Below are 23696 nucleotides of genomic sequence, written 5' to 3'. Positions count from 1 at the left end.
CGTTAGTCAGCCAGCGCCTTGTTAATGTCCTCGACCATTTTCTTTGCGTCGGCGAGCAGCATCATGGTCTGGTCCATGTAGAACACGTCGTTATCGACGCCGGCATAACCCTGACCGCCCATGGACCGCTTGATGAAGAAGATGGTTTTTGCCTTGTCCACGTCGAACACCGGCATTCCGTAGATGGGTGATGATTTGTCCGTCTTGGCGGCGGGATTGACGACGTCGTTGGCGCCAATGATGAACGCGACATCGGCTTGGGCGAATTCGCCGTTGATGTCTTCCAGTTCGAAGACTTCATCGTATGGCACGTTGGCTTCGGCGAGCAGGACGTTCATATGGCCGGGCATACGACCAGCGACCGGATGGATCGCGTACTTGACGTTGACGCCGTGGTTTTTCAGCTGGTCGCCCATTTCCCGAAGGACGTGCTGGGCCTGGGCGACCGCCATGCCGTACCCCGGAATGATGATGACGCTTTCCGCTTCCTTCATTAGGAACGCCGCGTCTTCGGCAGAGCCGCGCTTCCATGGGCGCTGTTCTTTCGCGTCACCGCCGCCGCCCGCAGATGCTTCCGCGCCGAAGCCGCCGGCGATGACGGACAGGAAGCTGCGGTTCATTGCCCGGCACATGATGTACGACAGGATGGCGCCCGACGATCCGACCAGCGCACCGGTGATGATCATCGCGGTATTGTGCAGCGTGAAGCCCATCGCCGCCGCCGCCCAGCCCGAATAGCTGTTGAGCATGGAGACGACGACCGGCATGTCCGCGCCGCCGATCGGGATGATTAACAGGAACCCGATCACGAACGACAGGCCGACCAGAGCCCAGAACAAGGAATTTTCGCCCGGTCCAGCAGCGCCGGAAGCGGCAAAGGCGGCGGTCAGCGCCAGGATAGCGATTAACGTGCCAAGGTTGATGACATGCCGACCGGGAAGCATGATCGGCGAACCACTCATGTTGCCGTTCAACTTGGCAAAGGCGATGACCGATCCGGAAAAGGTGATGGCGCCGATGGCCGCGCCAAGAGCCATCTCAACCCGGCTAACGGTCAGGATATTGCCATCTGCGCCCAAAATGTCGAACGCCTCGGGATTGAGAAAGGCAGCGACGGCGACGAGCACGGCAGCCAGGCCGACGAGCGAGTGAAACGCAGCCACCAGCTGCGGCATCGCGGTCATCTGAATGCGACGGGCGATCACGAAGCCGACACCGCCACCGATGGCGATGGCAACAAGGATTTCAGGCAAGCTGGCGATCTCATGCGTCACCAGCGTAGTCGCCACGGCGATGCCCATGCCGATCATGCCATAGCGATTGCCAGCCCGGCTCGTGGCGGGCGAAGACAACCCGCGGAGCGCGAGGATAAAGCAGATTCCGGCGACGAGGTAGGCGACGGCGACCCACGGGTTCATTGCGACATGAATGGCGGGGGCTTCCATCAGGATTTGCCTCCCTTCGCCGCAGGCTTGTCTTTCTTCTTGTACATCGCCAGCATCCGCTCGGTGACGGCGAAGCCTCCGAAGATATTGACGCTGGCCAACACTACCGCACCAAGACCAAGCCATTTGGCGGCGGGGCTACCCTGAGCGGCACTTGCGACCAGTGCCCCGACGATGATCACCGAGGAAATCGCGTTCGTCACTGCCATCAGCGGAGTGTGCAATGCCGGGGTTACCGACCAAACCACATAATACCCGACGAAGCAGGCCATGACGAAGATCGAGAGGATCGAAACGAAATCCATCAGATGGCTCCGATTGGGTCAAGGCGTTGCCGGGTCGCGTCCGTGAAATGTCTATGGCGTGTGTCGAGGGGAAGGATCACCCCAGCAGCCTTGGATTGACGACCTGGCCGCCGCGCGTCAGGCGAACGGCATCGCCGATCTCTTCATCCAAGATTGGGCCGCCCCGTTCCTTGTCCCAGAACGCAGATACGAAGTTCAGCAAGTTACGGGAATACAGCGCGGAAGCGTCCGCAGGTAGGTAGGCCGGGGTGTTCGAATAGCCGATGATTGTTACGCCATGGCGTTCGACCACCTGGTCTGCGATCGTACCTTCCACATTGCCGCCTTGCGGCGCGGCAAGATCGAAGATCACGCTGCCGCGCTTCATGGTGGCGATCTGGGCGTCGGTCACCAAGCGCGGAGCTGCCCGTCCCGGGATCAGCGCGGTGGTGATGACGATATCCTGCTTGGCGATATGGCTGGACACCAGTTCCGCCTGAGCGCGCTGGTATTCCTCACTCATTTCTGTGGCATAGCCGCCGGAGCCTTCGCCCTCGATCCCCGCGACATTTTCCACGAAGATTGGTTTAGCGCCCAGCGATTGAATCTGCTCTTTGGTAGCCGATCGCACATCGGTCGCCGACACTTGCGCACCAAGGCGGCGCGCAGTGGCGATGGCCTGAAGCCCGGCAACCCCCACACCCATAACGAAGCATTTGGCGGCGCTGATCGTGCCGGCCGCCGTCATCATCATCGGAAACGCGCGGCCATAGGCGCTCGCTGCGGCAAGGACGGCCTTATAGCCAGCAAGGTTCGACTGGCTCGACAGCACGTCCATGGACTGCGCACGGGTGATGCGCGGCAGGAATTCCATGGCAACCGCTTCCAGCCCGGCGGCGGCATAGGCATCAATAGTGGAGCGGCGGCCGAACGGGTCGAACATCGCGATGACCATAGCTCCCGGCTTCACGCCGGAAAGCGCCCCCGGTTCGGGAGCCTGCACGCCAAACACGATATCAGCCCCGGCCACGGAAGCCTCCGCCGTGCCAACTTCAGCCCCGGCGGCGCGATAATCGTCGTCGGAGATGCTTGCCGAACTTCCCGCCCCGCTCTCGATCGCGAGCGTCGCGCCCAACGCGCCAAGCTTTTTCACCGTCTCAGCGCTGATCGCCACGCGGGTTTCCCCGGCGGCGCGCTCCTTCAGAACGGCGATGCGAGGAACTGCGGCGGGTGCCCCGGTGCTGGCCAACTCAGGGAGCCGGGATCAGGAAGCGATGAGGCCGACGACAAGCGCCGTGACCACGACGCAGAAAGCCGTACCCCACGTCGCCGCCTTGATGAAGGAGTTGTACGTTGCAGTCGCAGCCTTGATGTCGTTGCCCGAAGCCATGAAATCTCATCCCCTGTCAGAATTACATTTGCAAAACCCGCTCTAGCCGGGCCAAGGCGTGCGCTCAAGTGCGAAGAATAGCGTCAGGTAATGAAAGCTCGCCGACGTGAATTGACATAATCGTCAGTCTTTGTCTGAGGCTTAATCACGTATTTACCGATTGATCGTAAGTCTGACCATCCATTCAAAGGGGGCGAAGCAACGCAGCGGCCATGGCGGACATCGATCAACGCCTTCTTATGCTTATCGACGATGAGCCAGCGCAAAGCCGGCTGATCTCGGCGCTCGCCTCTCGGGAAGGATGGCGTACGCTGATCGTTCGCGATGCCGAGACGGCCATTGCGACTCTTGGCACCCGGCAAGGGATGCAACTCTCCGCCATCATTCTGGACCAGTGGGTGCCGGGTGACGATGCTTGCGCCCTGATCGCCGAATTGAAAACGCGGCGACCCGCGCTGCCGATCCTGATGCTGACGGCGAGCACATCCCCGCTCCTGGCCGTCGAAGCGATGCGTGCGGGCGCCACGGACTATCTGGTAAAGCCAGTGGCACCCGATCGTCTGATGCACGCGCTGCGGTCCGCCACCACGCGAGAGGCGCCGCGGGACGAGCTTGCTCCGCTGACGGAGAAGATGCCGTCGAACCCCGACTTCGAATCGATGATCGGCGCGTCCCCGAATTTCCGTAAGGCTCTGGCTGTCGCGGCCAAGGCTGCGCGCGGCCATTCGCCGGTGCTGATCGAGGGCGAGAGCGGTTCGGGCAAGGAAATGCTCATCCGCGCGATGCACGCGGCCAGCCCACGCACGCGGATGCCGCTGCGTATCATCAACGTAAGCGGGATGCCCGCCAACTCGCTGGAATCCGTCCTCTTCGGTCACGAAAAAGGCGCGTTCCCCGGAGCGTTCGACCGGCAGATCGGCGCCTTGCAGCATTGTGATGGGGCTACCCTTGCGCTGGACGAGGTCGACAGCTTGCCGATGTCGGTTCAGGAGCGGCTGCTGGAGGCAGTTCGAAAGGGCGACTGCCGCCCGATTGGCGCTCGCCATTCATTCCGGGTGGATGTTCGGATTATCACGGCCAGCAACCTGCCGCTGGCCGACATGGTCAGTCAGGGGCTGTTTCTTCCCGAGTTGTACGAAGCCCTGTCCGCCACCAAAGTTCACCTTCCGGCTTTGCGCGAGCGGACGGGCGACCTCCCTGCCCTGACGCGGTACTTCCTTGCCCGCATTGGCGAGCAGCCGGGTCTGCGGGAGTTGGGCGTGACCGACGGCGCTCTCGCGCTATTGGCTGCCTATGACTGGCCCGGCAATGTCCGCCAATTGCAGGCCGTGCTGTTCCGCGCCGCCGTTTTCTGTGACAGCGACGCTTTGACGGCGGAAGACTTTCCACAGCTTCTCAACATTCTGGGCACAGGTACATCCACGGCCAGCAATCCGATGCAGGAAAGCTCCGGTGTGATGCTTTACACCCCGGATGGGCATCTTCGGCCGCTCGAGGAAATCGAGGCCGACGTCATCCGTCTCGCCATCGGGCTTTATCGCGGTCGCATGACGGAAGTGGCGCGCAGATTGGGGATCGGCCGGTCTACGCTTTACCGCAAGCTCAGCGAACTCGGCATCGACAACGCCGCCTGAGGCGTCCATTTCCATCGGCAACGTAGCCTATGGAGTTGATGATGCCGTACGATTTTGCCGGCCGCCGTGCCCTCGTCACCGGCGCCGCCTCGGGCATCGGCGCGGCGTGTGTTGCGCTTCTGATTGAGGGCGGTGTCAGCGAACTGGTTTTGGTGGACATCGACGCGGCTGCGCTTGAGGCCATGAATGTGCCGGTCCCTGTGACACGGCATGCTGGCGACGTTGCCGATCCCGAATTGTGGGCGCGTATTGGCAAATCCAGCACTAAGCTCGATCTCGCCGTGCTCAATGCCGGGGTCGCAAGCGCCGCGTCGATCGTCGACATCGACTTTGCGGACTGGCGACGCGTTCTATCCACCAATCTCGATGGGATGCTTTTGTCCCTGCAAAACGCCATGCGATCGATGCAGACTGATCCGTCGGGTGGAAGCATCGTGCTTACCGCTTCGGTCAGCGGCATGAAGGCTGAGCCGGGGACTGCGGCCTATGGCGCCAGCAAGGCAGGTGTCATTCAACTGGCAAAAGTCGCCGCGAAAGAGGGAGCGCCGCTTGGCATCCGTGTGAATGCCGTAGCACCGGGCGGCGTCGATACGCCGATCTGGGATGCTGTTCCGATGTTTGCTGACCTCGTTACCCAGCACGGCAGCAGAGAGGCGGCGATCGAAGCGATGGGCAAGATGGCCACGCCGCTAGGACGCTATGCGAAAGCGGACGAAATCGCCGAGCAGATCGTGTTCCTGTTGTCCGACGCCGCAGCCACCATCACCGGCACCTGCCTTGTTTCCGATGGCGGTTATTCGTTGTGACCGACTGACGCAGGAAGGCCGGGCCATGCCTATGCACGACCCGGCCTTCGCCCCGCCGAAGCGGTGTTCGATTAGAGCCCTTCAATGTGGACGCTGGGTACGCGATAACCGCGCTTCGCCATTTCCTTCACATACGTGCCACGCTCGTGGCGCAGTTCCGAACCATACTCGTCCCAGGCATCGCGCTTGTCTTCCGTATCGGTCGCATGGCGCAGATCGCTGGCCAACTCCTTCTGAGATTCGTTCACGTTGGCGCGATAGTTAAACCAGTACTTCGTTTCGACGCCGCCGATCGGAGTCTGGATTATCCGGTCCTCTTCAGCGCGGGCGAACTGTTCCTCGTACATGACCGGCACGATGGCGGTAGCGACGGTGGGAATGGCGGCAAAAGCCAGCACAGAGGCGGCGATGATCTTGGTCTGCTTCATGGGTCAATCCCCTTTCGCGGTCCAATGCCGGGCGGAATTGCCTCGGCAGTTCGAGAGATGAAACGGAGCGAAGTAGAATTGGCCTCAACCGTTTGGATGAAGCGAAGCGTAACCGCGATGTGATGCCGTTATGTTCAACGGATCACATACCTTCGCCGCTGGTGTTCATCGCTCCGCAGTTAAGCGGATGTGCAGATTTGTATCAGTTTTCCGGCGATTGGCCGAAGTCAGTGAGGGCTGCATCACGCAGTCCGCGCCACACCCGGATCGCCTGCACTGTCTCCGGCACATCGTGGACGCGCAGGATATGGGCCCCCGCGTCCATCGCTTTCACCGCGAGAGCGACTGAGCCGCCCAGCCGCTGGTGCGCCGGTGCCTCGTTTGACAAAGCGCCAATCATGCGCTTACGGCTGACGCCCACTACAAGCAGCTGCCCCAATGCATGGAACATCGGCAGTGCGTTGAAGAGTGCCAAGTTCTGAGCCAGCGTCAGCCCGAAGCCAAACCCCGGATCGAGGAGAATTCGATCGGCCGCGATACCGGCTGCGATCGCGGTGTCGCGTCGCGCTTCCAACCAATCAAACACACCGAGTGCAACGTCGTCATAGACGGCGGGCGAATGAAGATCGTCCGGCTTGCCCGGCGCGTGCATCAAAATGACGGGCGCGCCCGATGCGGCAGCAAGGTCCAGGCTGCGCGGATCGTAGCGCAACGCCGAAACGTCATTGATGACATGTGCCCCAGCGCTGAGGCCTGCTTCCATCACGGCAGGGCGACGGGTATCCAGACTGATGGCAGCGCCCATGGTGGAAAGGCGGGATACCATCGGGACCACCCGCTTGATCTCGTCCCCTTCCCAAACCGCACCAGCGCCCGGACGAGTGGATTCACCGCCCACGTCAATGATGGCAGCGCCCGCTTCCAGCATCGCGCTGGCGTGTGCGGAGGCTTCACTGGCATCGTCCAGGAACTGCCCGCCGTCGGAAAAACTGTCCGGCGTCATGTTGAGGATGCCCATCACTTGGGGCTGATCGAGACCAATGGTCCTCGCCCCGCATTGCAAAGGAGCATGGGTTTTGCGCAGATTGGACCATTGCGCTTCGCCTGACGCGCCCAGGTTAGCAGGCAGGCGACTTAGCGCTGACGTCATCTGGTCGGCCGACACCCGGTCCCGCGAAAGGATCCGGCCGTTTTCACGGATGATCAGCGCAAAGCGGCTCGCCCACACCATCGCGCCACCCAGGCGCACGGCAGCCCCCTCTTCGCTTTGAGGACTATCGGCGAAGGCGATGGGACGGATGTAGAGCTTGCGGGTCATGGCCGGCGGTTTCCCGCTCCCCCCTGTTTGAGGATAGAGGCTGCTCTTAAGGTTCAGTGGCGAGCAGGTAGAGCTGGCGAATGGCGTCGAGCGGTTTGACCTCGCCGTCATGTTCCAGGTTCCAGAACGTCCAGCCGTTGCAGGAGGGCGCACCCTGTATCGTGGCCCCGACGCTATGGATGGAACCATTGACATCCCCGGTAGCAAGGGAGCCGTCGGCGCGGACAGTGGCGACGAAGCGGCGCTTCTTATCCCACAATTGCGCGCCGGGCTTGATCCAACCGGTTTCCACCAGCGTTCCGAAAGCGACCTTGGGCGCGGTGCGCTTAGACTGCATGGTCTTCAGCGCGCTTTCATCCAGCGGCAGCGCCATTTCGATGCGTTCAAGCGCGGCATCGCGGTAATCGCTTTCCCGCTCGCAGCCGATCCAGTCGCGCCCCAGACGCTTGGCGACCGCGCCGGTCGTTCCAGTGCCAAAGAACGGATCGAGCACCACATCGCCCTGATTGGTAGTCGCCAGCATGACACGGTAGAGGAGCGCCTCCGGCTTCTGAGTCGGGTGGACCTTGCGGCCATCCTTCTTCAACCGCTCCGCTCCATTGCAGATCGGCAGCACCCAGTCGGAGCGCATCTGCAACTCGTCGTTCAGCGTTTTCATCGCGCGATAGTTGAAGGTGTATTTCGCCTTCTCGCCCATTGAGGCCCAGATCAGCGTCTCATGCGCGTTGGTGAAACGCGTGCCCTTGAAATTCGGCATCGGATTGGCCTTGCGCCAGACGATGTCGTTCAGGATCCAGAACCCCATGTCCTGCATGATCGCACCAAGGCGGAAGATGTTGTGATACGATCCGATCACCCAGATCGACCCGTCCGGCTTGAGCACCCGGCGCGCTTCAGCCAGCCACTCACGGGTAAATTGGTCGTATGTCGCGAAGCTGGCGAACTTGTCCCAGTCGTTGGTCACCGCATCGACGTGGCTGCCATCGGGACGCGCAAGGTCCCCGCCCAATTGCAGGTTATACGGCGGATCGGCGAAGACCATGTCAACACTGGCGTCAGGTATCGTCCGCATCGCTTCAATGCAGTCGCCGGTCAGGATCTGGCCTAGTGGCAAGAGTTCTTTGGGCGTCGGCGCAGGCGCTTTCGCGCGCAACCGTTCCTTTACCAGCATCTGCCCCATGACCGCTCCGAATAACTGTGGATATGCTCCTCAGTGAGTCATTGCTGATATCCCGTCAAGCGGCGACTCGCAGGAATTCCGTGGGCGTCCAGCTTCGAGAAAGTGGAACAAAAGGAATCCGTCACAAGATGTGGATGGTCTGCGAATCGCGTGGACTCAAGATGTGGTGCCTGTGGCCACACGGACTCGCCCCGAACTTTTTCGGGTCAGAGCTGCATTTCCAACTGAGCGACCGGGGCGAAACTGCGCCGATGGTGCTGGGTGGCTCCATGCCGTCTCAGGGCATCGAGATGTTCGGCTGTTCCATACCCGGCATTGCGCTCCCAGCCGTAATGAGGATGGGCGGCGGCAAGGTCGCGCATCAGGCGATCGCGATGTTCCTTCGCGATGATGGACGCGGCAGAGATACACGGTTCTATCGCATCGCCGCCGACGATGGGCCGCGCCGGCCAACGCCATTCCTCGCGGCGACCTGCCGGGGTCAAGTTGCCATCCACCAGCACCACGGCGGGCTCCTCGCCCAACTGTTCGCACAGGGCATGGACGGCTCGCGTCATAGCCAGCATGGTCGCGCCGAAAATGTTGAGCCGGTCGATCTCGTCCACGTCAACGACGCCGACGGCCCACCGGCATCGGCGCTTGATCACCGCTTCCAGTTCTCCCCGTCGGATGCGCGACAGTTTCTTGGAATCGTCCAGTCCCGATGGACGGGGTTTGCATAGGACAACCGCCCCCGCCACCACTGGCCCGGCAAGCGGGCCGCGCCCGGCTTCATCGACGCCGATGATGAGGGAACCGGTAAGGCTGGCAAGCATTGGGCTGGGCATGAACGCACGTAATCTCCTGCTCGCATTATCGCCGCTCGCCGTCGCCCTCGCAAGCTGCGGCAGCGCGGCTACGGGGGAAAACCAGGCATCCAAGTGGCATCAAGGGCCTTCCCCCTTCAAGGTGGAAACCGTGGCTCAATTCAAAAAACCCTGGGCACTTGCGCTTGATCAAGGCACCGGCGCTGTCTTCGTGACGGAGCGCAAAGGCACCATCCGCTTCCGCACCGCCGATGGCAAAATCGGCCAAGTCAGCGGCGTCCCGAAAGTCGATTATGGCGGTCAGGGCGGCCTTGGCGATTTCATTTTTGCCCCCGGCCAGAACAGTTCCAAGCTCGATCGGCGTGTCGTTTACCTCAGCTGGGTCGAAGCGGGCGGAAGCGACACGCGCGGCGCGGTTGTTGGACGAGCCGATCTGGTTTGCTCGCAGGCGCTTACTTGCCAGCTCTTCGATCTGAAAGTCATCTGGCGCCAATCACCCAAGGTCACCGGACGCGGCCATTTCTCCCATCGCCTCGCATTCTCGCCCGATGGCAAATACCTATTCGTCAGTTCCGGGGAGCGTCAGAAATTTACCCCCGCACAGGACATGAAGACCAACCTTGGTAAGATCGTTCGCCTGCTCCCTGACGGCACCCCCGCCCCCGGCAATCCGTTCGCTGGCAAGGGAACGCCTACCGATCAGATATGGTCCTATGGCCACCGTAACGTCCTGGGACTGGCATTCGATCCTCAAGGCAAACTATGGGATCTGGAGCACGGACCTGCGGGCGGAGACGAACTGAACCTCGTAAAGCCGGGAGCTAATTACGGCTGGCCAATGGTGTCGGACGGCGATCACTACGATGGCAAACCGATCCCGCGCAATTCGACCCGTCCCGACCTTGCCCAGCCAGCGATCACCTGGAACCCGGTCATCGCGCCCGGCGATTTCATTTTCTACACGGGCAACCAGTTCCCTCAATGGAAGGGACAGGTGCTGATCACCGCCATGGTGGGGTCTGGACTGGTCCGCGTACGCATCGACGGCAATAAAGCCACGGAAGAAGCCCGCTACCCATTCGACAAGCGCATCCGCGATATCACCCAGGGAACGGATGGTTCGATCTGGCTGATCGAGGATGGAGCGGAAGGCAATTCGGGCCATCTCCTCAAGCTGACCCCGGCAGTCGCCAAACAGGCGAATTGAATCGACATTAGGGCCCCGGCCCCGTATCGGCGCGCGCCATGAACGCGTCCGATACAGCCACCATCATTCCTTTGGACAACGTCGATCCGGCGCTGGTCGAAGCTCTCCTCGACTCCGCGTTCGGGACGGATCGTCACAAGCGCACGGCGTATAAAGTCCGCGAGGGGACCGACTGGTTGCCCGCCCTGAGCTTTGCCGCGCTGGACGGGAACGAGATGCTGGTCGGCACGATCCAGTGCTGGCCTGTCGCCCTGAACGACGAGACGCAGCGCGCTCATCCGATGATCATGGTGGGGCCGGTGGCGGTTCTGCCGGAACATCAGGGCATGGGCTATGGCAAGGCGCTTATGTCGGCCAGTATGGCGGGTATCGACGATCGTGCACCGCTTCCGCAGGTGATGATCGGCGATCCGGAATACTATGGCCGCTTCTGGGCTTTTTCGAACGAGCACACGGGTGAATGGGCAGTCCCTGGCCCGTTCGAGCGTCATCGTCTGCTCGTGCGCTGCGCCAACCCCGCTGTATTGCCGAAATCCGGTGTCCTTGGACCCTGGCTTCGCTAACGCTGACGAATAGTCCACACTGGAACTTGGCGTCCGGGGCCCTATCTGGCATCGCATAGCCATGCCTTATGAACCGCCCCCGGAACTCGCCAACCTGACCCTGGCCCAAGTGGCCGACCTTGTCGCCGCGCGCAAATTGCCGCCCGTCGATCAATGGTCGCCGGCCGAGACCGGCGAAAGCGAAATGCGGATCGCCGCCGATGGCAGATGGTACCATCAAGGCGGAGAAATCAAACGTCCTGCCATGGTGCGCGCTTTCGCATCTCTATTGTTCAGAGATGATGCCGGTCAGCATTGGCTGGTCACGCCGACGCAGAAGCTGTCCATCGAAGTGGACGACGCGGCTTTCATGGCCACTGACGTGAAGCGTGAAGAGGGTGCGCTGGTATTCCGGCTCAATACCGACGACATGGTCATCGCCGGCACCGATCACCCGATCGTGGCAGAGGGCGACCCCGATACTCCCGCTATCTACGTCAGCGTCCGCCATGGCACGCGGGCTCGACTAAATCGCAGCACTTACACGCAACTGGTTGAAATTTCGATTCAGGACAGCTCTGAGACGCTGTTCGTCGAAAGCCGTGGAGAGCGATTTTCGCTGATCCCCGCATGAATGCCAAGCCGGCCTTATGAGCAGTGTTTTCGATCGAGTTGCTGGCCTGTTCGAAGAAGGGCACTTTGAGCAGCCACCAAGGCTTTGGCACGATCCGCGTATCGAAACGATCGAGCATTTCATTCCGGCAGCCGTGCTCATTGCGATTACTGAGCGAGAGCGTCCGGGGATGCTTCTCCTTCATCGTCCTTCGACCATGCGTGCTCATCCCGGCCAGATCGCCTTTCCTGGCGGTCGCATCGATGTAGGCGAAACAGCGATCGAGGCGGCTTTGCGCGAAGCTAACGAGGAACTGGGCATCCGTCGCAGCTACGTCCGCGTCGTGGGGCAAACGGATATCTATCGAACGGGCAGCGGATACGAAATAACGCCCGTGATCGGCGTCGTGCCGCCCGACCTCGATATCCGGCCTAATCCGGCGGAAGTCGCCCAGTGGTTCGAAGTTCCGGTCGATTTCGTGCTTGATGCCGCCAATCATACTCGGCGCGACAGACAGTTCAAAAACCGTACCCACAGCGTGCTTGAGATCATCTGGAACGATGGCCGTCAGGATCATGTCATCTGGGGAATCACCGCGATGATCATCGAAACCCTGGCAGGAAGGCTAAGCTGGCATGGCTGAGCGGCTGAGAGCGCCATGGATGCACAGGACCGATCTGGCCGAGTTGGTCGATACGCTCGGCGTCGAAAACGCCCGCTATGTTGGTGGCGCGGTGCGGGACACGTTGCTGGGACTGTCCGTCAAGGACATAGATATGGCAACTCTCCTTCGACCTGAGGAGGTAATAGAAAAGGCTGCCGCTGCTGGTATCCGCACAGTTCCCACCGGGATAGACCACGGGACGGTGACCGCCGTGCTCGAAGGCGGGCCGGTTGAAATCACCACGCTGCGCCATGACGTATCCACGGACGGACGGCGCGCGACGGTGGCTTTCGCCAGCGATTGGCGCGAGGATGCGGCTCGTCGGGATTTCACGATCAACGCCCTTTACGCCGATGCGCGAAGTGGCGAGATCTTTGACTGGTTCGGCGGGCTGAATGATTTGAAAGCACGGCGCGTTCGCTTCATCGGCGACGCACGACAACGTATCCGCGAAGATCACTTGAGGATCCTGCGCTACTTCCGGTTTCAAGCCCGGTTTGGATCGGTGCCCGCTGATAGCGAGGCGGAGTCCGCGTGTGCTGATCTGGCGGCAACGCTCAAGGGACTGTCGCGCGAACGGATCGGGATGGAGATGACGAACCTCCTCGCCCTGCCCGACCCTGCTCCCACCCTTCGCCGCATGGCGGAACTGGGCGTGCTTCAGGTCGTGCTGCCAGAAGCAGATCCAAACGAATTGGCCGCGCTGATCGAAACAGAAAAAGCACAAGGGCATGGACCAGATCCGATCCGTCGGCTTGCGGCTCTCTTGCCTTCCCAACCTGCGTTGGCCGAACAGGTGGCCTCTCGATTTCGACTTTCAGCGGCCCAGAAGAAGCGTCTTGCTGTCGCCGCCGCTCGTCAGGAAGCACCGGGCGATGCGCGGGCTCTCGCCTACCGTCTAGGCCGTGATGCGGCGCTCGATCGCCTGCTGATTGCAAGGGGCGACACACGTTTGCTGGACGGTTGGGATGTTCCGCAGTTTCCGTTGAAAGGTGGCCAGATCGTGGCGCGAGGGGTTGCGGCCGGACCTGACGTGGCACGAATCCTGCGGCAGGTCGAGGATGCCTGGGTGGCGGAAGGTTTTCCTTCTGCGGACCGCGCCGATGCTTTGCTGAATGAAATTCTGGCGGCGGAACGGCCTTCATGAACGCGGGCGAGCTGGGTGCATTCCTGTTCGAACAGCCCTTGCTCGCCCTGACGATCGCGGCAATTCTCCTTGCGGTCGGGGCCGGCATGATCGCTGTCACCCGCCCTCAGCTCGGGCATGCGCTGCGCAACGTGGCTTATCTCGGTCTGGTGGCGGCTTTGCTGCTGACCGTCACCGAACTGGCGAGCCGAAACGGCAGGTCCGATGCGGCTCTGTTGCTGAACCGAACCCGACCGGCTGAGATCATCGGCAAGGAAACCGTCATCGCCATGAGGGCTGATGGGCATTTCTGGGTCCAGGCCCAGCTCAACGGTACGCCGGTCGATTTCCTGATCGATACCGGGGCCACCTACACCGGGGTATCGCAACGCGTGGCTCGACGAGCGGGCTTGCGTCCTGCGGAAGGTGACACCGGGGTGATCCTTGAAACCGCCAACGGCTCGATCGTCGCGCGCATGGGGCAAGCCGATATGCTGAGCTTCGGCGGTATTCGAGCCAACGCTCTACCGGTTGCCATTGGACCTGACGGGGAAGTTGAGACCAATGTGATCGGCATGAACCTTCTCTCGCGCCTCGGCGGTTGGCGGGTGGAGGGCAGCCGCCTGATCCTGACGCCCGAGCCGGCCTGACAGTCAGCATTGCGAAAGCTGAACCATGATAGAGCATCGCCATGGAACTGACTGAAATCCTGAATTTTCTGGCAGGGCAGCCACTGTTGGCGCTCGCTTTGGCAGGCATTATCGTCAGCATCGTGGGCGGGATGCTGCGCGGGCCGCTGCCGCTGCTCGGCGGCTTCGTTCGCGGCATCGGCAATCTGGGACTGTTGGCGGCGATGCTGTTGACGATCGCTCAAGTCACGCGGCTGACGACAGGGGCCGACTTCGCCCTGCCTCAGCTAGGGATCGAGCGGCAAAGCGTGGAAGGCGGTGAAACTCGCGTGCCGATGCAGGCTGACGGCCATTTCTGGATCTCGGCAACGGTCAATGGCGTGAAGCGCGATTTCCTCGTCGATACCGGGGCGACCCTGACGGCGATTTCTCCAGCAACGGCCCACGCTGCCGATCTCAAGGCCAATCCGCTCAACCGATCCGTCCTGATGCGCACGGCCAACGGTACGGTCGAGGCGCAACTGGCGACCATCGACGAACTGCGCATGGGCAGCGTCGTCGCGCGTCAGCTGGACGCGGTGGTCGCGCCCGGTATCGGCGATACCAACGTTATTGGCATGAACCTGCTGTCGCGCTTGGCCAGTTGGCGGGTCGAGGGCAAAACGCTGATCCTGGTGCCGCATCACCCGCAGGCAGTGACGACCGAGACCTGAGCCGATCAGCTCTGGAATTTATTGTCGCGCGGGAAGCCGTTTGGAGGCAATCGTCCCGCAGCCCCCCTTGCGACTTTCCACAGCGCCATGTCCTTTTCGGTGCGCGTGCGACCGCTCTCGCCTCCCATCGCCCATGAAAGGCCATCTTCCAGTTTCAGCGTGATGACATCGGCCATGCCGCCATCGCGATAGCGCTGGAGAGTTACCCCCTGCCCCTTGCTCATCACCGGCAGTTCTTCAAGGCTGAAGATGACAAGCTTGCGATTGTCTCCGACGACCGCGACATGATCATGTTCCAGCGGAATTTCGCGCACTACTACAAGCCGGACCCCCGGCTTCGTGGTCATCACGCCGCGCCCCTTGCGGGTTTCGGCCAGCAGTTCATCGGTCTCCGCCGCAAAGCCCCGACCGATGTTGGAGGCCAGCAAAAGCTGCGCCTTCGGCCGATATGGCATGGCCGCCACGATATGCGCTTCGGTATCGATATCCAGCATCGTTCTGATCGGTTCGCCAAAGCCGCGCGCGCCGGGCAGCTTGTCTGCGCCCAATGTGTAGAAACGCCCGTTATCCAGCGCGATGAGGATTTTGTCGGTGGTCTGGGCGTGAAACGCGAAGGCCGGGCCGTCGCCCTCCTTGTATTTGAAATCGCCGTCGAGCGCCACGTGGCCGCGAGCGGCACGTATCCATCCCCGCGCTGACAGGATCACCGTCAACGGCTCTTTCTCGATCATGGCGTCGAAGGAGAACTCCACGGTCTTGGCTGCTTGAGCAATAGTTGTCCGGCGTCGTCCGAGCGGTGTGTCCTCGGCATAGTCCTTGCGCAAATTGGCTAGATCGCGCTTGATCCGGGTACGCTGGCGAGCGGGGCTTTCGAGCAGTTTGTTGAGATCTTCCTGCTCTTTCAGGAGTTCGGCGTGCTCCTTGCGAAGCTCCATCTCTTCAAGCCTGCGCAGCGAGCGGAGGCGCATGTTGAGGATCGCCTCGGCCTGACGGTCGGTCAGTTCGAACTCCGCGATCATGACGGGCTTGGGTTCATCTTCAGTACGGATGATCTCGATAATGCGATCGAGATTGAGGTAAGCGATGATGTAACCGGAGACCAGTTCGAGCCGCGCGGCGATCTTCTCAAGGCGGTGGTTCGTGCGCCTCAACAGGATGTCGATCTGGCTGTAGATCCATTCCTGCAGCAGCAGTTTAAGGCCCAGCACGCCGGGCGTACGATGGGAATCCAGTACGTTAAGATTGAGACTGAACCGGCTTTCGAGGTCGGTCAGCCGATAAAGGCTTTCTTTGAGCAGTTCCGGATCGACGTTCCGGCTCTTTGGCACCAGAACGAGTCGGATTTCCTCGTCGCTCTCGTCGCGCACATCTTCAAGGATGGGCAGCTTGCGATCGCCGATCAGTGCGGCGATCTGCTCGATCAGCTTGCCCTTGGCCAGCATGTAGGGAATTTCGGTGACGACCAGTTGCCACTGCCCTGCGCCCAGCTTTTCGACGCCGGTATCTTCCCACAATCCATCGGTCTTGCGCCCGGTCGAGAACCGGCCCCGCACCCGGAACGAACCCCTGCCGGTTTCATAGGCGTGGCTGATCGCCTCCGGGCTATCCACCACCAGGCCGCCTGTCGCAAAGTCAGGCCCGTGGAAGACTTCCATCAGTTGGGCGTGCTCGGTCTGCGGGTTGTCGATCAGCAGCAGCGTCGCGTCGATGATTTCCGCCACGTTATGGCTGGGGATCGACGTCGCCATGCCGACAGCAATCCCGGTGGCCCCGTTCGCCAGCAGGTTCGGGAAGATGCCGGGGAAAATCTCCGGCTCGCTTTCCTCACCATTGTACGTCGGCACGAATTCGACCGTGCCTTCATCGAGGCCGGCCATCAGCTGGATCGCGGTCTTGGTCAGACGCGCTTCGGTATAGCGATATGCCGCCGCGTTATCGCCATCGATGTTGCCGAAGTTCCCCTGCCCCTGGACCAGCGGGTAGCGAAGGGAAAAATCCTGCGCCAGACGGACCATCGCGTCGTAGACCGATGCATCGCCGTGGGGGTGGTATTTACCGATGACATCGCCGACCACACGGGCGGATTTCTTGTAAGCACTGCCCGGATCAAGCTTGAGCTGACGCATGGCCCAAAGCAGTCGGCGATGTACCGGCTTCAGGCCATCGCGCAAATCCGGCAGGGAGCGCGCCGTGATCGTGGAAAGCGCATAGACAAGGTAACGCTCCGACAGCGCAGCGTCGAAGGGGGCGTCGACGATGGCGTCGAACGGGTCGGATTCGTCGTCGGTCCTGGTCACCATGGCTGGAACGCACTAGCAACACGATAGCCGGAGTGGAACCTTCGGAACCTAACTTTTCCGCCGATCATTCCCTGAACAACCCCCTTATCAGGAGATTATCACATGGGTCAGCGCGTACTCATCATCGCGACCAATGGATTTGAACAATCCGAACTCATCGGACCGCGCGATGCGCTCAACCAAGCAGGCATCGAAACGGTTATCGCCAGCCCCGAAAGTGGCGAGATCAAAGGATGGAAGGAAAAGGACTGGGGCGACAACGTAAAGGTCGATCAGACCCTCGACCAGGTAAACGCCGATGACTTCGACGGGCTGGTCCTTCCAGGCGGCCAGATCAACCCGGACGTTCTTCGCATGAACGAGACGGCCGTCTCGCTAGTCCGTACATTCGTCGAATCCGGCAAGCCGGTCGGCGCCATTTGCCATGGGCCGTGGCTGCTGGTCGAAGCTGGCGTGGTCGAAGGAAAAACCGTCACGAGTTGGCCGTCGATCCGCACCGATCTGCGGAATGCGGGTGCCGACGTTATCGACAAGGAAGTGGCGATCGACGGCAATTTGATCACCAGCCGCAAGCCTGATGATATTCCGGCGTTCTCGAAAGCCGTTGTCGAAGCAGTGAAGGAGGCCGTCGCCGCCGAATAAGGCGGCTTAGCCGATCTGCATATCGCGGACGATACCCGGGATGCGCACCGCAAGCCCGTCCATTTCATCGGTCAGCATAATCTGACAGGAAAGACGGCTGGTGCGCCCCACCCCGGCGGCGAGGTCAAGCATGTCCTCCTCCTCGTTCGAGGCGGGGGGCAGCTTATCAAACCAGTCCGGCGAAACGATCACATGGCAGGTGGAACAGGCCATCTGCCCTTCGCACGTTCCTTCTAGTGGCATGCCGGCATTCTGACCGGCCTCCAGCAAACGATCGCCGGTTTCGGCTTGTGCCGTCACCCGTGATCCATCTGTATTGACGAACTGGACGTTAACCACGTTATACTCCCTGCGCCGCCGCAGCGGCTTCGATTTGGGCGCAGGCATCCTCTATTTCCCGTCGATCAGTATATCGACCAAATCCAAGACGGATAGAACTTTTGGCGTCCCTATCAGAAAGGCCAAGCGCGCGCAGGACATGACTGGGCCTGCCAGAGCCACTGGCGCACGCCGATCCAGCCGAAAACGCGATACCGCGCAGGTCTGACATCAGCCGCGCGACGTCGAGGCCGGAAAGGCGCAGGTTCAGGTTTCCGTGCCATCGCTGCGTTGGCGACCCGTTCAGTTGCCAGCGCGACAGGATCGTTCGCGCCACGCTCCAAAGCTGCTCGACATGGGAGAAATCGGCTTCCATCCGCTCGACAGCGAGAGCGGCGGCTGCTCCGAAACCGGCGCAGAGCATGGGGCTGAGCGTACCGGAACGCAGGCCCTGCTCCTGCCCCCCGCCCCGGATCAGCGGCTGCAAATCCAGCCCATCGCGCACCCATAAGGCGCCGATGCCCTTCGGTCCGTATAGCTTGTGCGCGCTGATGGCGACGAGGTCGGCCCCGGACGGAGGAGCGATCTTGCCTGCGCCCTGGACGGCATCGCACAGGAACAATGCGCCCGCTTCGTGCGCCTGCGCGGCGGTGCGATCGACTGGCTGGATCGTGCCGATTTCGTTGTTTACCTGCATAGCTGCGACGAGGTTGGTACCACGGCCGAACGCGATCTCGGGGTCGATCAGACCGTCGCCATCGACCGGGATAATCGAGCAGGACGGGTCAATGGCGCGGGCGGTGTCCAGCACGGCGGCATGCTCTATCGCGCTGGCGGCAATGGAGCGCGCGCCGCTGCCGACCATGGCCAGGTTGATCGCCTCGGTAGCGCCGGAGGTGAAGATGACGCGTCCTCCCGATGGCAGCAGTCGGGCGACTTGAGCGCGGGCGACCTCCACTGCCGCAGCAGCAGCGCGGCCGGGGCGGTGGGGGCTATGGGGGTTGGCGAAACCGCTAGTCTCCGCCCCGCCCAGCCATGGCAGCATCGCCTCGCGCGCCTCGGGAGCAAGGGGCGTGGTTGCCTGATAATCAAGGTAGATCATGCCGCGGTGCTCGCCCAGGCGGCGGCGAAATCGTCGAGTTCCTGCGGTGTCGTGCTCCACCCGATCGACACCCGCACGGTGCGCTTGGCGAGGTCGGGCGCTATGCCGAAGCTCTGCAGCACCCGACTTGGCTTCAGCGTGCCGGAGGAGCAGGCGCTGCCCGCCGATATCGCGAAGCCCATCGCATCCATTCGGATCAGCATCGCGGTAGCCGATGTTGTCAGGGCCGCTACTGCGAAGATGTGGGAGCATTGCCGGCCAGGACGCAGAACCTCCCCCGATGCGGCGAGCCTTTCACCGAAAGCTAGGCGCTGCTCCTCGGTGGTCGCCCAGGCATCCGCGCCGCCGCTTTCTAGCGCCGTCGCAAAAGCCATCGCGGCGGGCAGGTTCTCCGTCCCCGCCCGGTAACCCCGCTCTTGCCCTCCGCTCGGCTCCAGCATCGCGAAATCGCGCACCAGCAGCGCCCCGATCCCGATCGGACCACCCAGTTTGTGAGCCGACAGGACGATCATATCGGCGTCGGGAAGCGCCGCCTTGCCCGCCGATTGCGAGCAGTCGGCCAGCAGAAGCCCCCCCGCCGAGCGAACTGCATTCACCACGCCATCATCGCAAAGCAGGATCGTCCCGGTCTCAGAGTTGATCGACTGTACCGCCGTCACCGTCCTTCCCGGAGATGCGAGCAGTCGAGTCAGCGCTTCCGCATCGACGGTCCCGTCCTCCACCGGCACCACCTCGGCATCGGGGGCGGCGCGGAACACGGCGTCATGCTCTACGGCGGAGATCAGCCGCCGCTCGGCCTTCGCCCGGCTCAGTCCGATAGCCAGCGCCTCGCTTGCGCCTGAAGTGAACAGGACTTCGCCATCCCAACCGAGCGCCGATCTCACCCGCGCCCGCGCGTCCTCCAGCGCCGCCCGGGCCGCGCGGCCCGCCGCATGGGGGCTGGAGGGATTGGCCCAGATCGCCGCCCCGGCAAGCCATGCATCGCGCGCGGCAGGCAGCATCGGCGTCGTGGCGGCGTGATCAAGATAGACGATGGTGGCGGTCCCGATTGGCGCAGTCACCTGCGGCGTTGTTTTCGTAAGCGATCTTTCTATATAGCGATCCTTCCCTTTTCCACTCCCGCGATGGTCGGCAACGCTCCGACGCGCGGCAGTTTCAGCAAGTCAGGCCGCAAAAGCACATGCCCGCAGTCATCTTTCCCGGTCCCGAAGGTCGTCTCGAAGGTCGTTTTCAGCCCGCTCCGCGCCCCCGCGCCCCGGTGGCGATGATCCTTCACCCGCATCCGCAGGCGGGCGGCACGATGAACGATCGCATCACCCAGCACCTGTACAAGACGTTCGTCGCGCGCGGGTTCGCCACACTGCGCTTCAACTTCCGGGGCGTTGGCCGCAGCCAGGGCAGCTTCGACAACGGCATCGGCGAATTGTCGGATGCGGCAGCCGCTCTTGATTGGGTGCAGTCCATCCACCCGGAGGCTTCGACCACCTGGATCGCAGGCACGTCGTTCGGCGCGCTGATCGGCATGCAGCTTCTGATGCGCCGCCCGGAGATCCGCGGCTTCATCTCCGTCGCGCCGCCAGCCAACATGTATGATTTCAGCTTCCTGGCGCCCTGCCCGGCATCCGGCATTATCGTGCAGGGAACCGGCGATACCGTGGTGACGCCCAACGCAGTGCAGAAGCTGGTCGACAAGCTGCGCACCCAAAAGCACATCACCATCCATCACGACGAGATTCCGCGCGCCAACCATTTCTTCGAAAATGAGATGGGTGAGCTCATGAAGTCGGTCGACAACTACCTCGACATGCGCCTCGCGCCCGATTGCCCGATCAAGTAATCGGCCAACCCCTCTAAAGCATTCAGGCGTCGAAGGTCACTTCGGCGCCTGATTTCGTTGCGCCTCGCTCGATAAGGAGCGACCGCCCGATGTCGGCAGGGTCCAGATGGCGATATTGGCGATCATCACGGCCGCGAGAACCAGCATCAGCAGCGCCTGCTTGCGATAGCCGCCGCGCCGGAACAACACGATCGAGCCAAGGACCAGGGCAATGACCGTCAGCACCAGGAGCGAGAGAGCGATATCCATGATCGCCCTCTAACCCAGCCGATGCTGTCGCGCGAGGGTGGTTTGACACTATCGAGCGGCAAGGCCATCGTCTGGCCAATGCAAGAAACGTCCTTCGATCCGCGCGCCCCTTTGTCCCGGCGCAATTCCCTGCAACTCCTCGCCGCCGGAACCGCCGCTATCGCCCTGCCGGCAAACGTCGCCTTTGCCGCTTCTACCCCTGCCAACGATGCAACGGCCACGCTGGATCGCATCGCGTGGACCCTCCTTGATCATGTGCCTGAGACAGCCACTACCCTTGGCGTCGATGTCGGCGAACACGCCGGTCTGCGCGCAAAGCTGGAAGACCGATCGCAAGACGGTCGCGACGCTTACGCTGCCGACCTGCGAAAAGGCCTAACGGCGGTCAATGCGCTTAATCCCAAAGGCCTTGATCACTCGACGCGAACCAGCGTTGCCGTCGTCAAAAGCGCCTTTTCCACCGCGCTCGACGGCTTTGCCCTGCCTTACGGTGACGTGGCCGTGGGCGGATGGCGCAATGCTCCCTACGTCGTGATCCAGAACGTGGGTGCATACCTCGATCTGCCGCGCTTCCTCGATGCCGATCACCCGGTAAAGACTCCGCAGGATGCCGACGGGTACATCGCCCGGTTAGGCCAGTTCGATGCCCAGCTTGATGGCGAGCTGGAGCGGATCAAGGCAGCGACGGACAACGGCCTCATTCCTCCCGATTTTCTGCTGGATCGCGCGATTGCCCAGATGACCAGCACGATCGCGGAAGCGCGGGCCGATGGCGGCGGCCTGGTTACCTCGATCGCTGGACGAACGAAGGGCATGACGGGAACGTGGGCTAACGACGCCCGACGGATTGTGGCCGCCGAAGTCGTCCCGGCGCTTGAGCGGCAATTGGCGGAATTGAAGCGGCAGCGGACACTGGCGAAAAGCGATCCCGGTATGCGGGAGCGGCCTGGCGGTGCCGAGTATTACTCCTGGGCCTTGCGCGCCAGCACCACCACCCGCGTTCCGGCCGAGGAGATCCACAAGCGCGGGCTGGAAGAACTCGCCGCGCTCCACGCCCGCATGGACCCGATCCTCAAGGGCCTTGGTTATACCAAAGGGACGGTCGGAGAGCGGATGACCGCGCTGGGAGACGACAAGCGCTTCATGTTCCCGGAAGGCGATCCGGGACGTGCGGAAATTCTGGCGTTCATCCAGACGCGAGTGGACTGGATCCGAAAGCAGATGCCGCGCGCGTTCCGTCAACTGGTGCCGGGCAATGTCGAAGTTCGCCGCCTGCCGCTCTCGGAGGAACCGGGTGCGCCCACGGCGTATGGAGGCGCTGGTTCAAAAGACGGTACGGTGCCGGGGAAGATGTGGATCAACCTTCGCTCCACGGACCTGCATCGCAAATATGATTTGCCGACGCTGGTGCACCACGAGGCCATCCCCGGCCACGTCTGGCAGGGCGAATATGCCAACCGCCTGCCGCTGATCCGCTCTATTTTGGCGTTCAACGCCTATTCCGAAGGGTGGGCGCTCTATGGCGAGCAATTGGCGGACGAACTGGGCGCCTATGACGATGATGCCGTCGGTCGCCTGGGGTATCTGCAGTCACTGGCTTTCCGGGCATGCCGGATGGTCGTGGACACCGGGCTGCATGCCAAGGGCTGGACGCGGGAAGCGGGTGTAGGGTTCTTCATGGAAAAGAACGGCAACAAGCGCGAGGAAGTAGCCAACGAAGTAGACCGCTATTGCTCCTGGCCCGGGCAGGCTTGCGGCTACAAGATGGGGCATTCGCAGATCGTCAGCCAACGATCACGGGCACAGGCGGCGCTGGGCAAAGCGTACGACTTGCGCGATTTCGATCAGGCGGTGGTCGATGGCGGCAACGTCCCGCTGGACGTGCTGGCGCAGAATGTGGAGGCGTACATCACCGCCACGAAACGGCGCTGATCTATCGGGTGACCCCGGACCGTGTGGCCCGGGGTGTGCCGGTCAATTCTTGCCGAAGAGGCCTTTGGCCATGCCGGTCAGATCGTCGATCACGCTGCCGTCACCATCCTTGTCGAAGAACCCGGCGACCTTGCCCGGCTCAGACGCGATGACGCTCGCGAACTGGGTCAGCGAACCTTCGCCACCGATCTGCTGAATGATCTGCTGGATCGTGCCGACATCAAGCCCGGTGCGCTCGGCGGCGAGTTGCGCGGTGTCGCCTTCCTGCTGGTGCGCGATACCAAGGGCAGCGATCGCCTTTTCGGCAACGCCCTGATCAAGGCCAAGCTTGTTCGCCAGATTGGCAATGTCCGCGTGTTCGCTGACTTTACCCAGAATGCCGTCGAAAATTCCCATTGCCGTTCTCCTTGATGGAAGCCCTGACAATGGGGACGATTGAACAGAAACAAAAGGGCAATGGTGAAAGGAGGTGGCTGTGGGCGATTTTCCTACATGGGCCAAAGCTGTCACACTACGTCCGTCAAAATCTGA

Annotated in this window: 26 protein-coding genes; 12 read left to right on the top strand and 14 right to left on the bottom strand. The window is 62.0% G+C overall.

The genetic code is table 11. From position 1 onward, the window contains the following. Nucleotides 1-2: 2 nt before the first annotated feature. The 4 genes from ACZ1JM_RS06785 to ACZ1JM_RS06770 all read right to left on the bottom strand — a co-directional run bounded on the left by ACZ1JM_RS06785 (nt 3) and on the right by ACZ1JM_RS06770 (nt 3119). Nucleotides 3-1445, bottom strand: coding sequence for an NAD(P)(+) transhydrogenase (Re/Si-specific) subunit beta (locus ACZ1JM_RS06785; protein ID WP_465134080.1), 1443 nt, complete (start codon nt 1443-1445; stop codon nt 3-5). Beyond that, complete coding sequence (locus ACZ1JM_RS06780; RefSeq protein WP_465134079.1) at nt 1445-1750, bottom strand: NAD(P) transhydrogenase subunit alpha part 2; 306 nt, start codon at nt 1748-1750, stop codon at nt 1445-1447. The genes ACZ1JM_RS06785 and ACZ1JM_RS06780 overlap by 1 nt, the downstream gene beginning before the upstream one ends. 76 nt (nt 1751-1826) lie before the next feature. Continuing rightward, nucleotides 1827-2978, bottom strand: coding sequence for an NAD(P) transhydrogenase subunit alpha (locus tag ACZ1JM_RS06775; protein WP_465134078.1), 1152 nt, complete (start codon nt 2976-2978; stop codon nt 1827-1829). A gap of 15 nt (nt 2979-2993) precedes the next feature. Then, complete coding sequence (locus tag ACZ1JM_RS06770) at nt 2994-3119, bottom strand: aa3-type cytochrome c oxidase subunit IV (protein ID WP_465134077.1); 126 nt, start codon at nt 3117-3119, stop codon at nt 2994-2996. A 212-nt stretch (nt 3120-3331) separates the two neighbouring features. Between ACZ1JM_RS06770 and ACZ1JM_RS06765 the strand changes: the two genes are divergently transcribed. Continuing rightward, the gene (locus tag ACZ1JM_RS06765; RefSeq protein ID WP_465134076.1) at nt 3332-4753 is read left to right on the top strand and encodes a sigma-54-dependent transcriptional regulator; all 1422 of its coding nucleotides are present in this window, start codon (nt 3332-3334) and stop codon (nt 4751-4753) included. 38 nt (nt 4754-4791) lie between these two features. Continuing rightward, nucleotides 4792-5559, top strand: a complete 768-nt coding sequence (locus ACZ1JM_RS06760) for an SDR family NAD(P)-dependent oxidoreductase (protein ID WP_465134075.1) — start codon at nt 4792-4794, stop codon at nt 5557-5559. A 71-nt stretch (nt 5560-5630) separates the two neighbouring features. Here the strand turns inward: ACZ1JM_RS06760 and ACZ1JM_RS06755 are convergent, their stop codons facing one another. From ACZ1JM_RS06755 to ACZ1JM_RS06740, 4 genes are all read right to left on the bottom strand, one after another. Continuing rightward, a complete protein-coding gene (locus ACZ1JM_RS06755) occupies nt 5631-5987 on the bottom strand; it encodes a hypothetical protein (RefSeq protein WP_465134074.1) in 357 nt (118 codons plus the stop codon). 202 nt (nt 5988-6189) lie between these two features. After that, nucleotides 6190-7305, bottom strand: a complete 1116-nt coding sequence (gene folP / locus ACZ1JM_RS06750; protein ID WP_465134073.1) for a dihydropteroate synthase — start codon at nt 7303-7305, stop codon at nt 6190-6192. 46 nt (nt 7306-7351) lie between these two features. Then, nucleotides 7352-8485 (bottom strand): DNA methyltransferase, encoded by a 1134-nt coding sequence (locus ACZ1JM_RS06745; protein ID WP_465134072.1) that lies wholly within the window; start codon nt 8483-8485, stop codon nt 7352-7354. 206 nt (nt 8486-8691) lie between these two features. After that, nucleotides 8692-9312, bottom strand: coding sequence for a ribonuclease HII (locus ACZ1JM_RS06740; protein WP_465134071.1), 621 nt, complete (start codon nt 9310-9312; stop codon nt 8692-8694). On the opposite strand from ACZ1JM_RS06740, the gene ACZ1JM_RS06735 reads away from it, so the two are divergent. The 7 genes from ACZ1JM_RS06735 to ACZ1JM_RS06705 all read left to right on the top strand — a co-directional run bounded on the left by ACZ1JM_RS06735 (nt 9311) and on the right by ACZ1JM_RS06705 (nt 14785). Further along, a complete protein-coding gene (locus ACZ1JM_RS06735) occupies nt 9311-10498 on the top strand; it encodes a PQQ-dependent sugar dehydrogenase (RefSeq protein ID WP_465134070.1) in 1188 nt (395 codons plus the stop codon). The two genes, ACZ1JM_RS06740 and ACZ1JM_RS06735, sit on opposite strands and share 2 nt — an antisense overlap. A 38-nt stretch (nt 10499-10536) precedes the next feature. Further along, nucleotides 10537-11061: a GNAT family N-acetyltransferase gene (locus tag ACZ1JM_RS06730; protein ID WP_465134069.1), complete on the top strand. Its 525-nt coding sequence runs from the start codon at nt 10537-10539 to the stop codon at nt 11059-11061. A gap of 61 nt (nt 11062-11122) precedes the next feature. After that, complete coding sequence (locus ACZ1JM_RS06725) at nt 11123-11674, top strand: DUF1285 domain-containing protein (RefSeq protein WP_465134068.1); 552 nt, start codon at nt 11123-11125, stop codon at nt 11672-11674. Nucleotides 11675-11690: 16 nt separating this feature from the next. Then, nucleotides 11691-12296 (top strand): CoA pyrophosphatase, encoded by a 606-nt coding sequence (locus tag ACZ1JM_RS06720; protein ID WP_465134067.1) that lies wholly within the window; start codon nt 11691-11693, stop codon nt 12294-12296. After that, nucleotides 12289-13464: a CCA tRNA nucleotidyltransferase gene (locus tag ACZ1JM_RS06715; protein WP_465134066.1), complete on the top strand. Its 1176-nt coding sequence runs from the start codon at nt 12289-12291 to the stop codon at nt 13462-13464. Before ACZ1JM_RS06720 ends, ACZ1JM_RS06715 begins: the two co-directional genes overlap by 8 nt. Further along, the gene (locus ACZ1JM_RS06710) at nt 13461-14093 is read left to right on the top strand and encodes a retropepsin-like aspartic protease family protein (protein WP_465134065.1); all 633 of its coding nucleotides are present in this window, start codon (nt 13461-13463) and stop codon (nt 14091-14093) included. The genes ACZ1JM_RS06715 and ACZ1JM_RS06710 overlap by 4 nt, the downstream gene beginning before the upstream one ends. Before the next feature lie 41 nt (nt 14094-14134). Beyond that, on the top strand, nt 14135-14785 hold the full coding sequence (locus ACZ1JM_RS06705) for a retropepsin-like aspartic protease family protein (protein ID WP_465134064.1): 651 nt from the start codon (nt 14135-14137) through the stop codon (nt 14783-14785). A 5-nt stretch (nt 14786-14790) separates the two neighbouring features. Here the strand turns inward: ACZ1JM_RS06705 and parC are convergent, their stop codons facing one another. Continuing rightward, nucleotides 14791-17085, bottom strand: a complete 2295-nt coding sequence (gene parC, locus ACZ1JM_RS06700; RefSeq protein WP_465134063.1) for a DNA topoisomerase IV subunit A — start codon at nt 17083-17085, stop codon at nt 14791-14793. 102 nt (nt 17086-17187) lie between these two features. Between parC and ACZ1JM_RS06695 the strand changes: the two genes are divergently transcribed. Continuing rightward, the gene (locus ACZ1JM_RS06695; protein ID WP_465134062.1) at nt 17188-17727 is read left to right on the top strand and encodes a type 1 glutamine amidotransferase domain-containing protein; all 540 of its coding nucleotides are present in this window, start codon (nt 17188-17190) and stop codon (nt 17725-17727) included. A 6-nt stretch (nt 17728-17733) separates the two neighbouring features. Here ACZ1JM_RS06695 and ACZ1JM_RS06690 read toward each other — a convergent pair whose 3' ends face one another. Genes ACZ1JM_RS06690 through ACZ1JM_RS06680 form a run of 3 tightly spaced genes read right to left on the bottom strand, consistent with a single transcriptional unit; the run spans nt 17734 to nt 20148 of the window. Continuing rightward, nucleotides 17734-18066, bottom strand: a complete 333-nt coding sequence (locus tag ACZ1JM_RS06690) for a 2Fe-2S iron-sulfur cluster-binding protein (protein WP_465134061.1) — start codon at nt 18064-18066, stop codon at nt 17734-17736. Nucleotide 18067: 1 nt separating this feature from the next. Next, on the bottom strand, nt 18068-19147 hold the full coding sequence (locus tag ACZ1JM_RS06685) for a cysteine desulfurase family protein (RefSeq protein ID WP_465134060.1): 1080 nt from the start codon (nt 19145-19147) through the stop codon (nt 18068-18070). After that, a complete protein-coding gene (locus tag ACZ1JM_RS06680) occupies nt 19144-20148 on the bottom strand; it encodes a cysteine desulfurase family protein (RefSeq protein ID WP_465134999.1) in 1005 nt (334 codons plus the stop codon). Before ACZ1JM_RS06680 ends, ACZ1JM_RS06685 begins: the two co-directional genes overlap by 4 nt. Before the next feature lie 179 nt (nt 20149-20327). Between ACZ1JM_RS06680 and ACZ1JM_RS06675 the strand changes: the two genes are divergently transcribed. Beyond that, nucleotides 20328-20984, top strand: a complete 657-nt coding sequence (locus tag ACZ1JM_RS06675) for an alpha/beta hydrolase (protein ID WP_465134059.1) — start codon at nt 20328-20330, stop codon at nt 20982-20984. Nucleotides 20985-21020: 36 nt separating this feature from the next. Here the strand turns inward: ACZ1JM_RS06675 and ACZ1JM_RS06670 are convergent, their stop codons facing one another. Further along, nucleotides 21021-21233 carry a hypothetical protein gene (locus ACZ1JM_RS06670; protein WP_465134058.1) on the bottom strand — a complete coding sequence of 71 codons (213 nt, stop codon included), beginning with the start codon at nt 21231-21233 and terminating at the stop codon, nt 21021-21023. 78 nt (nt 21234-21311) lie between these two features. On the opposite strand from ACZ1JM_RS06670, the gene ACZ1JM_RS06665 reads away from it, so the two are divergent. Beyond that, on the top strand, nt 21312-23165 hold the full coding sequence (locus ACZ1JM_RS06665; protein WP_465134057.1) for a DUF885 domain-containing protein: 1854 nt from the start codon (nt 21312-21314) through the stop codon (nt 23163-23165). A gap of 42 nt (nt 23166-23207) precedes the next feature. Here ACZ1JM_RS06665 and ACZ1JM_RS06660 read toward each other — a convergent pair whose 3' ends face one another. Further along, nucleotides 23208-23561 carry a hypothetical protein gene (locus tag ACZ1JM_RS06660; RefSeq protein ID WP_465134056.1) on the bottom strand — a complete coding sequence of 118 codons (354 nt, stop codon included), beginning with the start codon at nt 23559-23561 and terminating at the stop codon, nt 23208-23210. Between the last annotated feature and the right edge of the window lie 135 nt (nt 23562-23696).

Source organism: Novosphingobium sp. BL-S-24, from assembly GCF_055521575.1.
This window is presented reverse-complemented; position numbering and strand designations above follow the sequence as displayed.

Coding starts and splice junctions, on each gene's coding strand:
- ACZ1JM_RS06785 (WP_465134080.1), bottom strand. CDS start 1,445: ATGGAAGCCCCCGCCATTCATGTCGCAATGAACCCGTGGGTCGCCGTC.
- ACZ1JM_RS06780 (WP_465134079.1), bottom strand. CDS start 1,750: ATGGATTTCGTTTCGATCCTCTCGATCTTCGTCATGGCCTGCTTCGTC.
- ACZ1JM_RS06770 (WP_465134077.1), bottom strand. CDS start 3,119: ATGGCTTCGGGCAACGACATCAAGGCTGCGACTGCAACGTACAACTCC.
- ACZ1JM_RS06765 (WP_465134076.1), top strand. CDS start 3,332: ATGGCGGACATCGATCAACGCCTTCTTATGCTTATCGACGATGAGCCA.
- ACZ1JM_RS06760 (WP_465134075.1), top strand. CDS start 4,792: ATGATGCCGTACGATTTTGCCGGCCGCCGTGCCCTCGTCACCGGCGCC.
- ACZ1JM_RS06755 (WP_465134074.1), bottom strand. CDS start 5,987: ATGAAGCAGACCAAGATCATCGCCGCCTCTGTGCTGGCTTTTGCCGCC.
- folP (WP_465134073.1), bottom strand. CDS start 7,305: ATGACCCGCAAGCTCTACATCCGTCCCATCGCCTTCGCCGATAGTCCT.
- ACZ1JM_RS06745 (WP_465134072.1), bottom strand. CDS start 8,485: ATGGGGCAGATGCTGGTAAAGGAACGGTTGCGCGCGAAAGCGCCTGCG.
- ACZ1JM_RS06735 (WP_465134070.1), top strand. CDS start 9,311: ATGAACGCACGTAATCTCCTGCTCGCATTATCGCCGCTCGCCGTCGCC.
- ACZ1JM_RS06740 (WP_465134071.1), bottom strand. CDS start 9,312: ATGCCCAGCCCAATGCTTGCCAGCCTTACCGGTTCCCTCATCATCGGC.
- ACZ1JM_RS06730 (WP_465134069.1), top strand. CDS start 10,537: ATGAACGCGTCCGATACAGCCACCATCATTCCTTTGGACAACGTCGAT.
- ACZ1JM_RS06725 (WP_465134068.1), top strand. CDS start 11,123: ATGCCTTATGAACCGCCCCCGGAACTCGCCAACCTGACCCTGGCCCAA.
- ACZ1JM_RS06720 (WP_465134067.1), top strand. CDS start 11,691: ATGAGCAGTGTTTTCGATCGAGTTGCTGGCCTGTTCGAAGAAGGGCAC.
- ACZ1JM_RS06715 (WP_465134066.1), top strand. CDS start 12,289: ATGGCTGAGCGGCTGAGAGCGCCATGGATGCACAGGACCGATCTGGCC.
- ACZ1JM_RS06710 (WP_465134065.1), top strand. CDS start 13,461: ATGAACGCGGGCGAGCTGGGTGCATTCCTGTTCGAACAGCCCTTGCTC.
- ACZ1JM_RS06705 (WP_465134064.1), top strand. CDS start 14,135: ATGGAACTGACTGAAATCCTGAATTTTCTGGCAGGGCAGCCACTGTTG.
- parC (WP_465134063.1), bottom strand. CDS start 17,085: ATGGTGACCAGGACCGACGACGAATCCGACCCGTTCGACGCCATCGTC.
- ACZ1JM_RS06695 (WP_465134062.1), top strand. CDS start 17,188: ATGGGTCAGCGCGTACTCATCATCGCGACCAATGGATTTGAACAATCC.
- ACZ1JM_RS06685 (WP_465134060.1), bottom strand. CDS start 19,147: ATGATCTACCTTGATTATCAGGCAACCACGCCCCTTGCTCCCGAGGCG.
- ACZ1JM_RS06680 (WP_465134999.1), bottom strand. CDS start 20,148: ATGCTGCCTGCCGCGCGCGATGCATGGCTTGCCGGGGCGGCGATCTGG.
- ACZ1JM_RS06675 (WP_465134059.1), top strand. CDS start 20,328: ATGCCCGCAGTCATCTTTCCCGGTCCCGAAGGTCGTCTCGAAGGTCGT.
- ACZ1JM_RS06670 (WP_465134058.1), bottom strand. CDS start 21,233: ATGGATATCGCTCTCTCGCTCCTGGTGCTGACGGTCATTGCCCTGGTC.
- ACZ1JM_RS06665 (WP_465134057.1), top strand. CDS start 21,312: ATGCAAGAAACGTCCTTCGATCCGCGCGCCCCTTTGTCCCGGCGCAAT.
- ACZ1JM_RS06660 (WP_465134056.1), bottom strand. CDS start 23,561: ATGGGAATTTTCGACGGCATTCTGGGTAAAGTCAGCGAACACGCGGAC.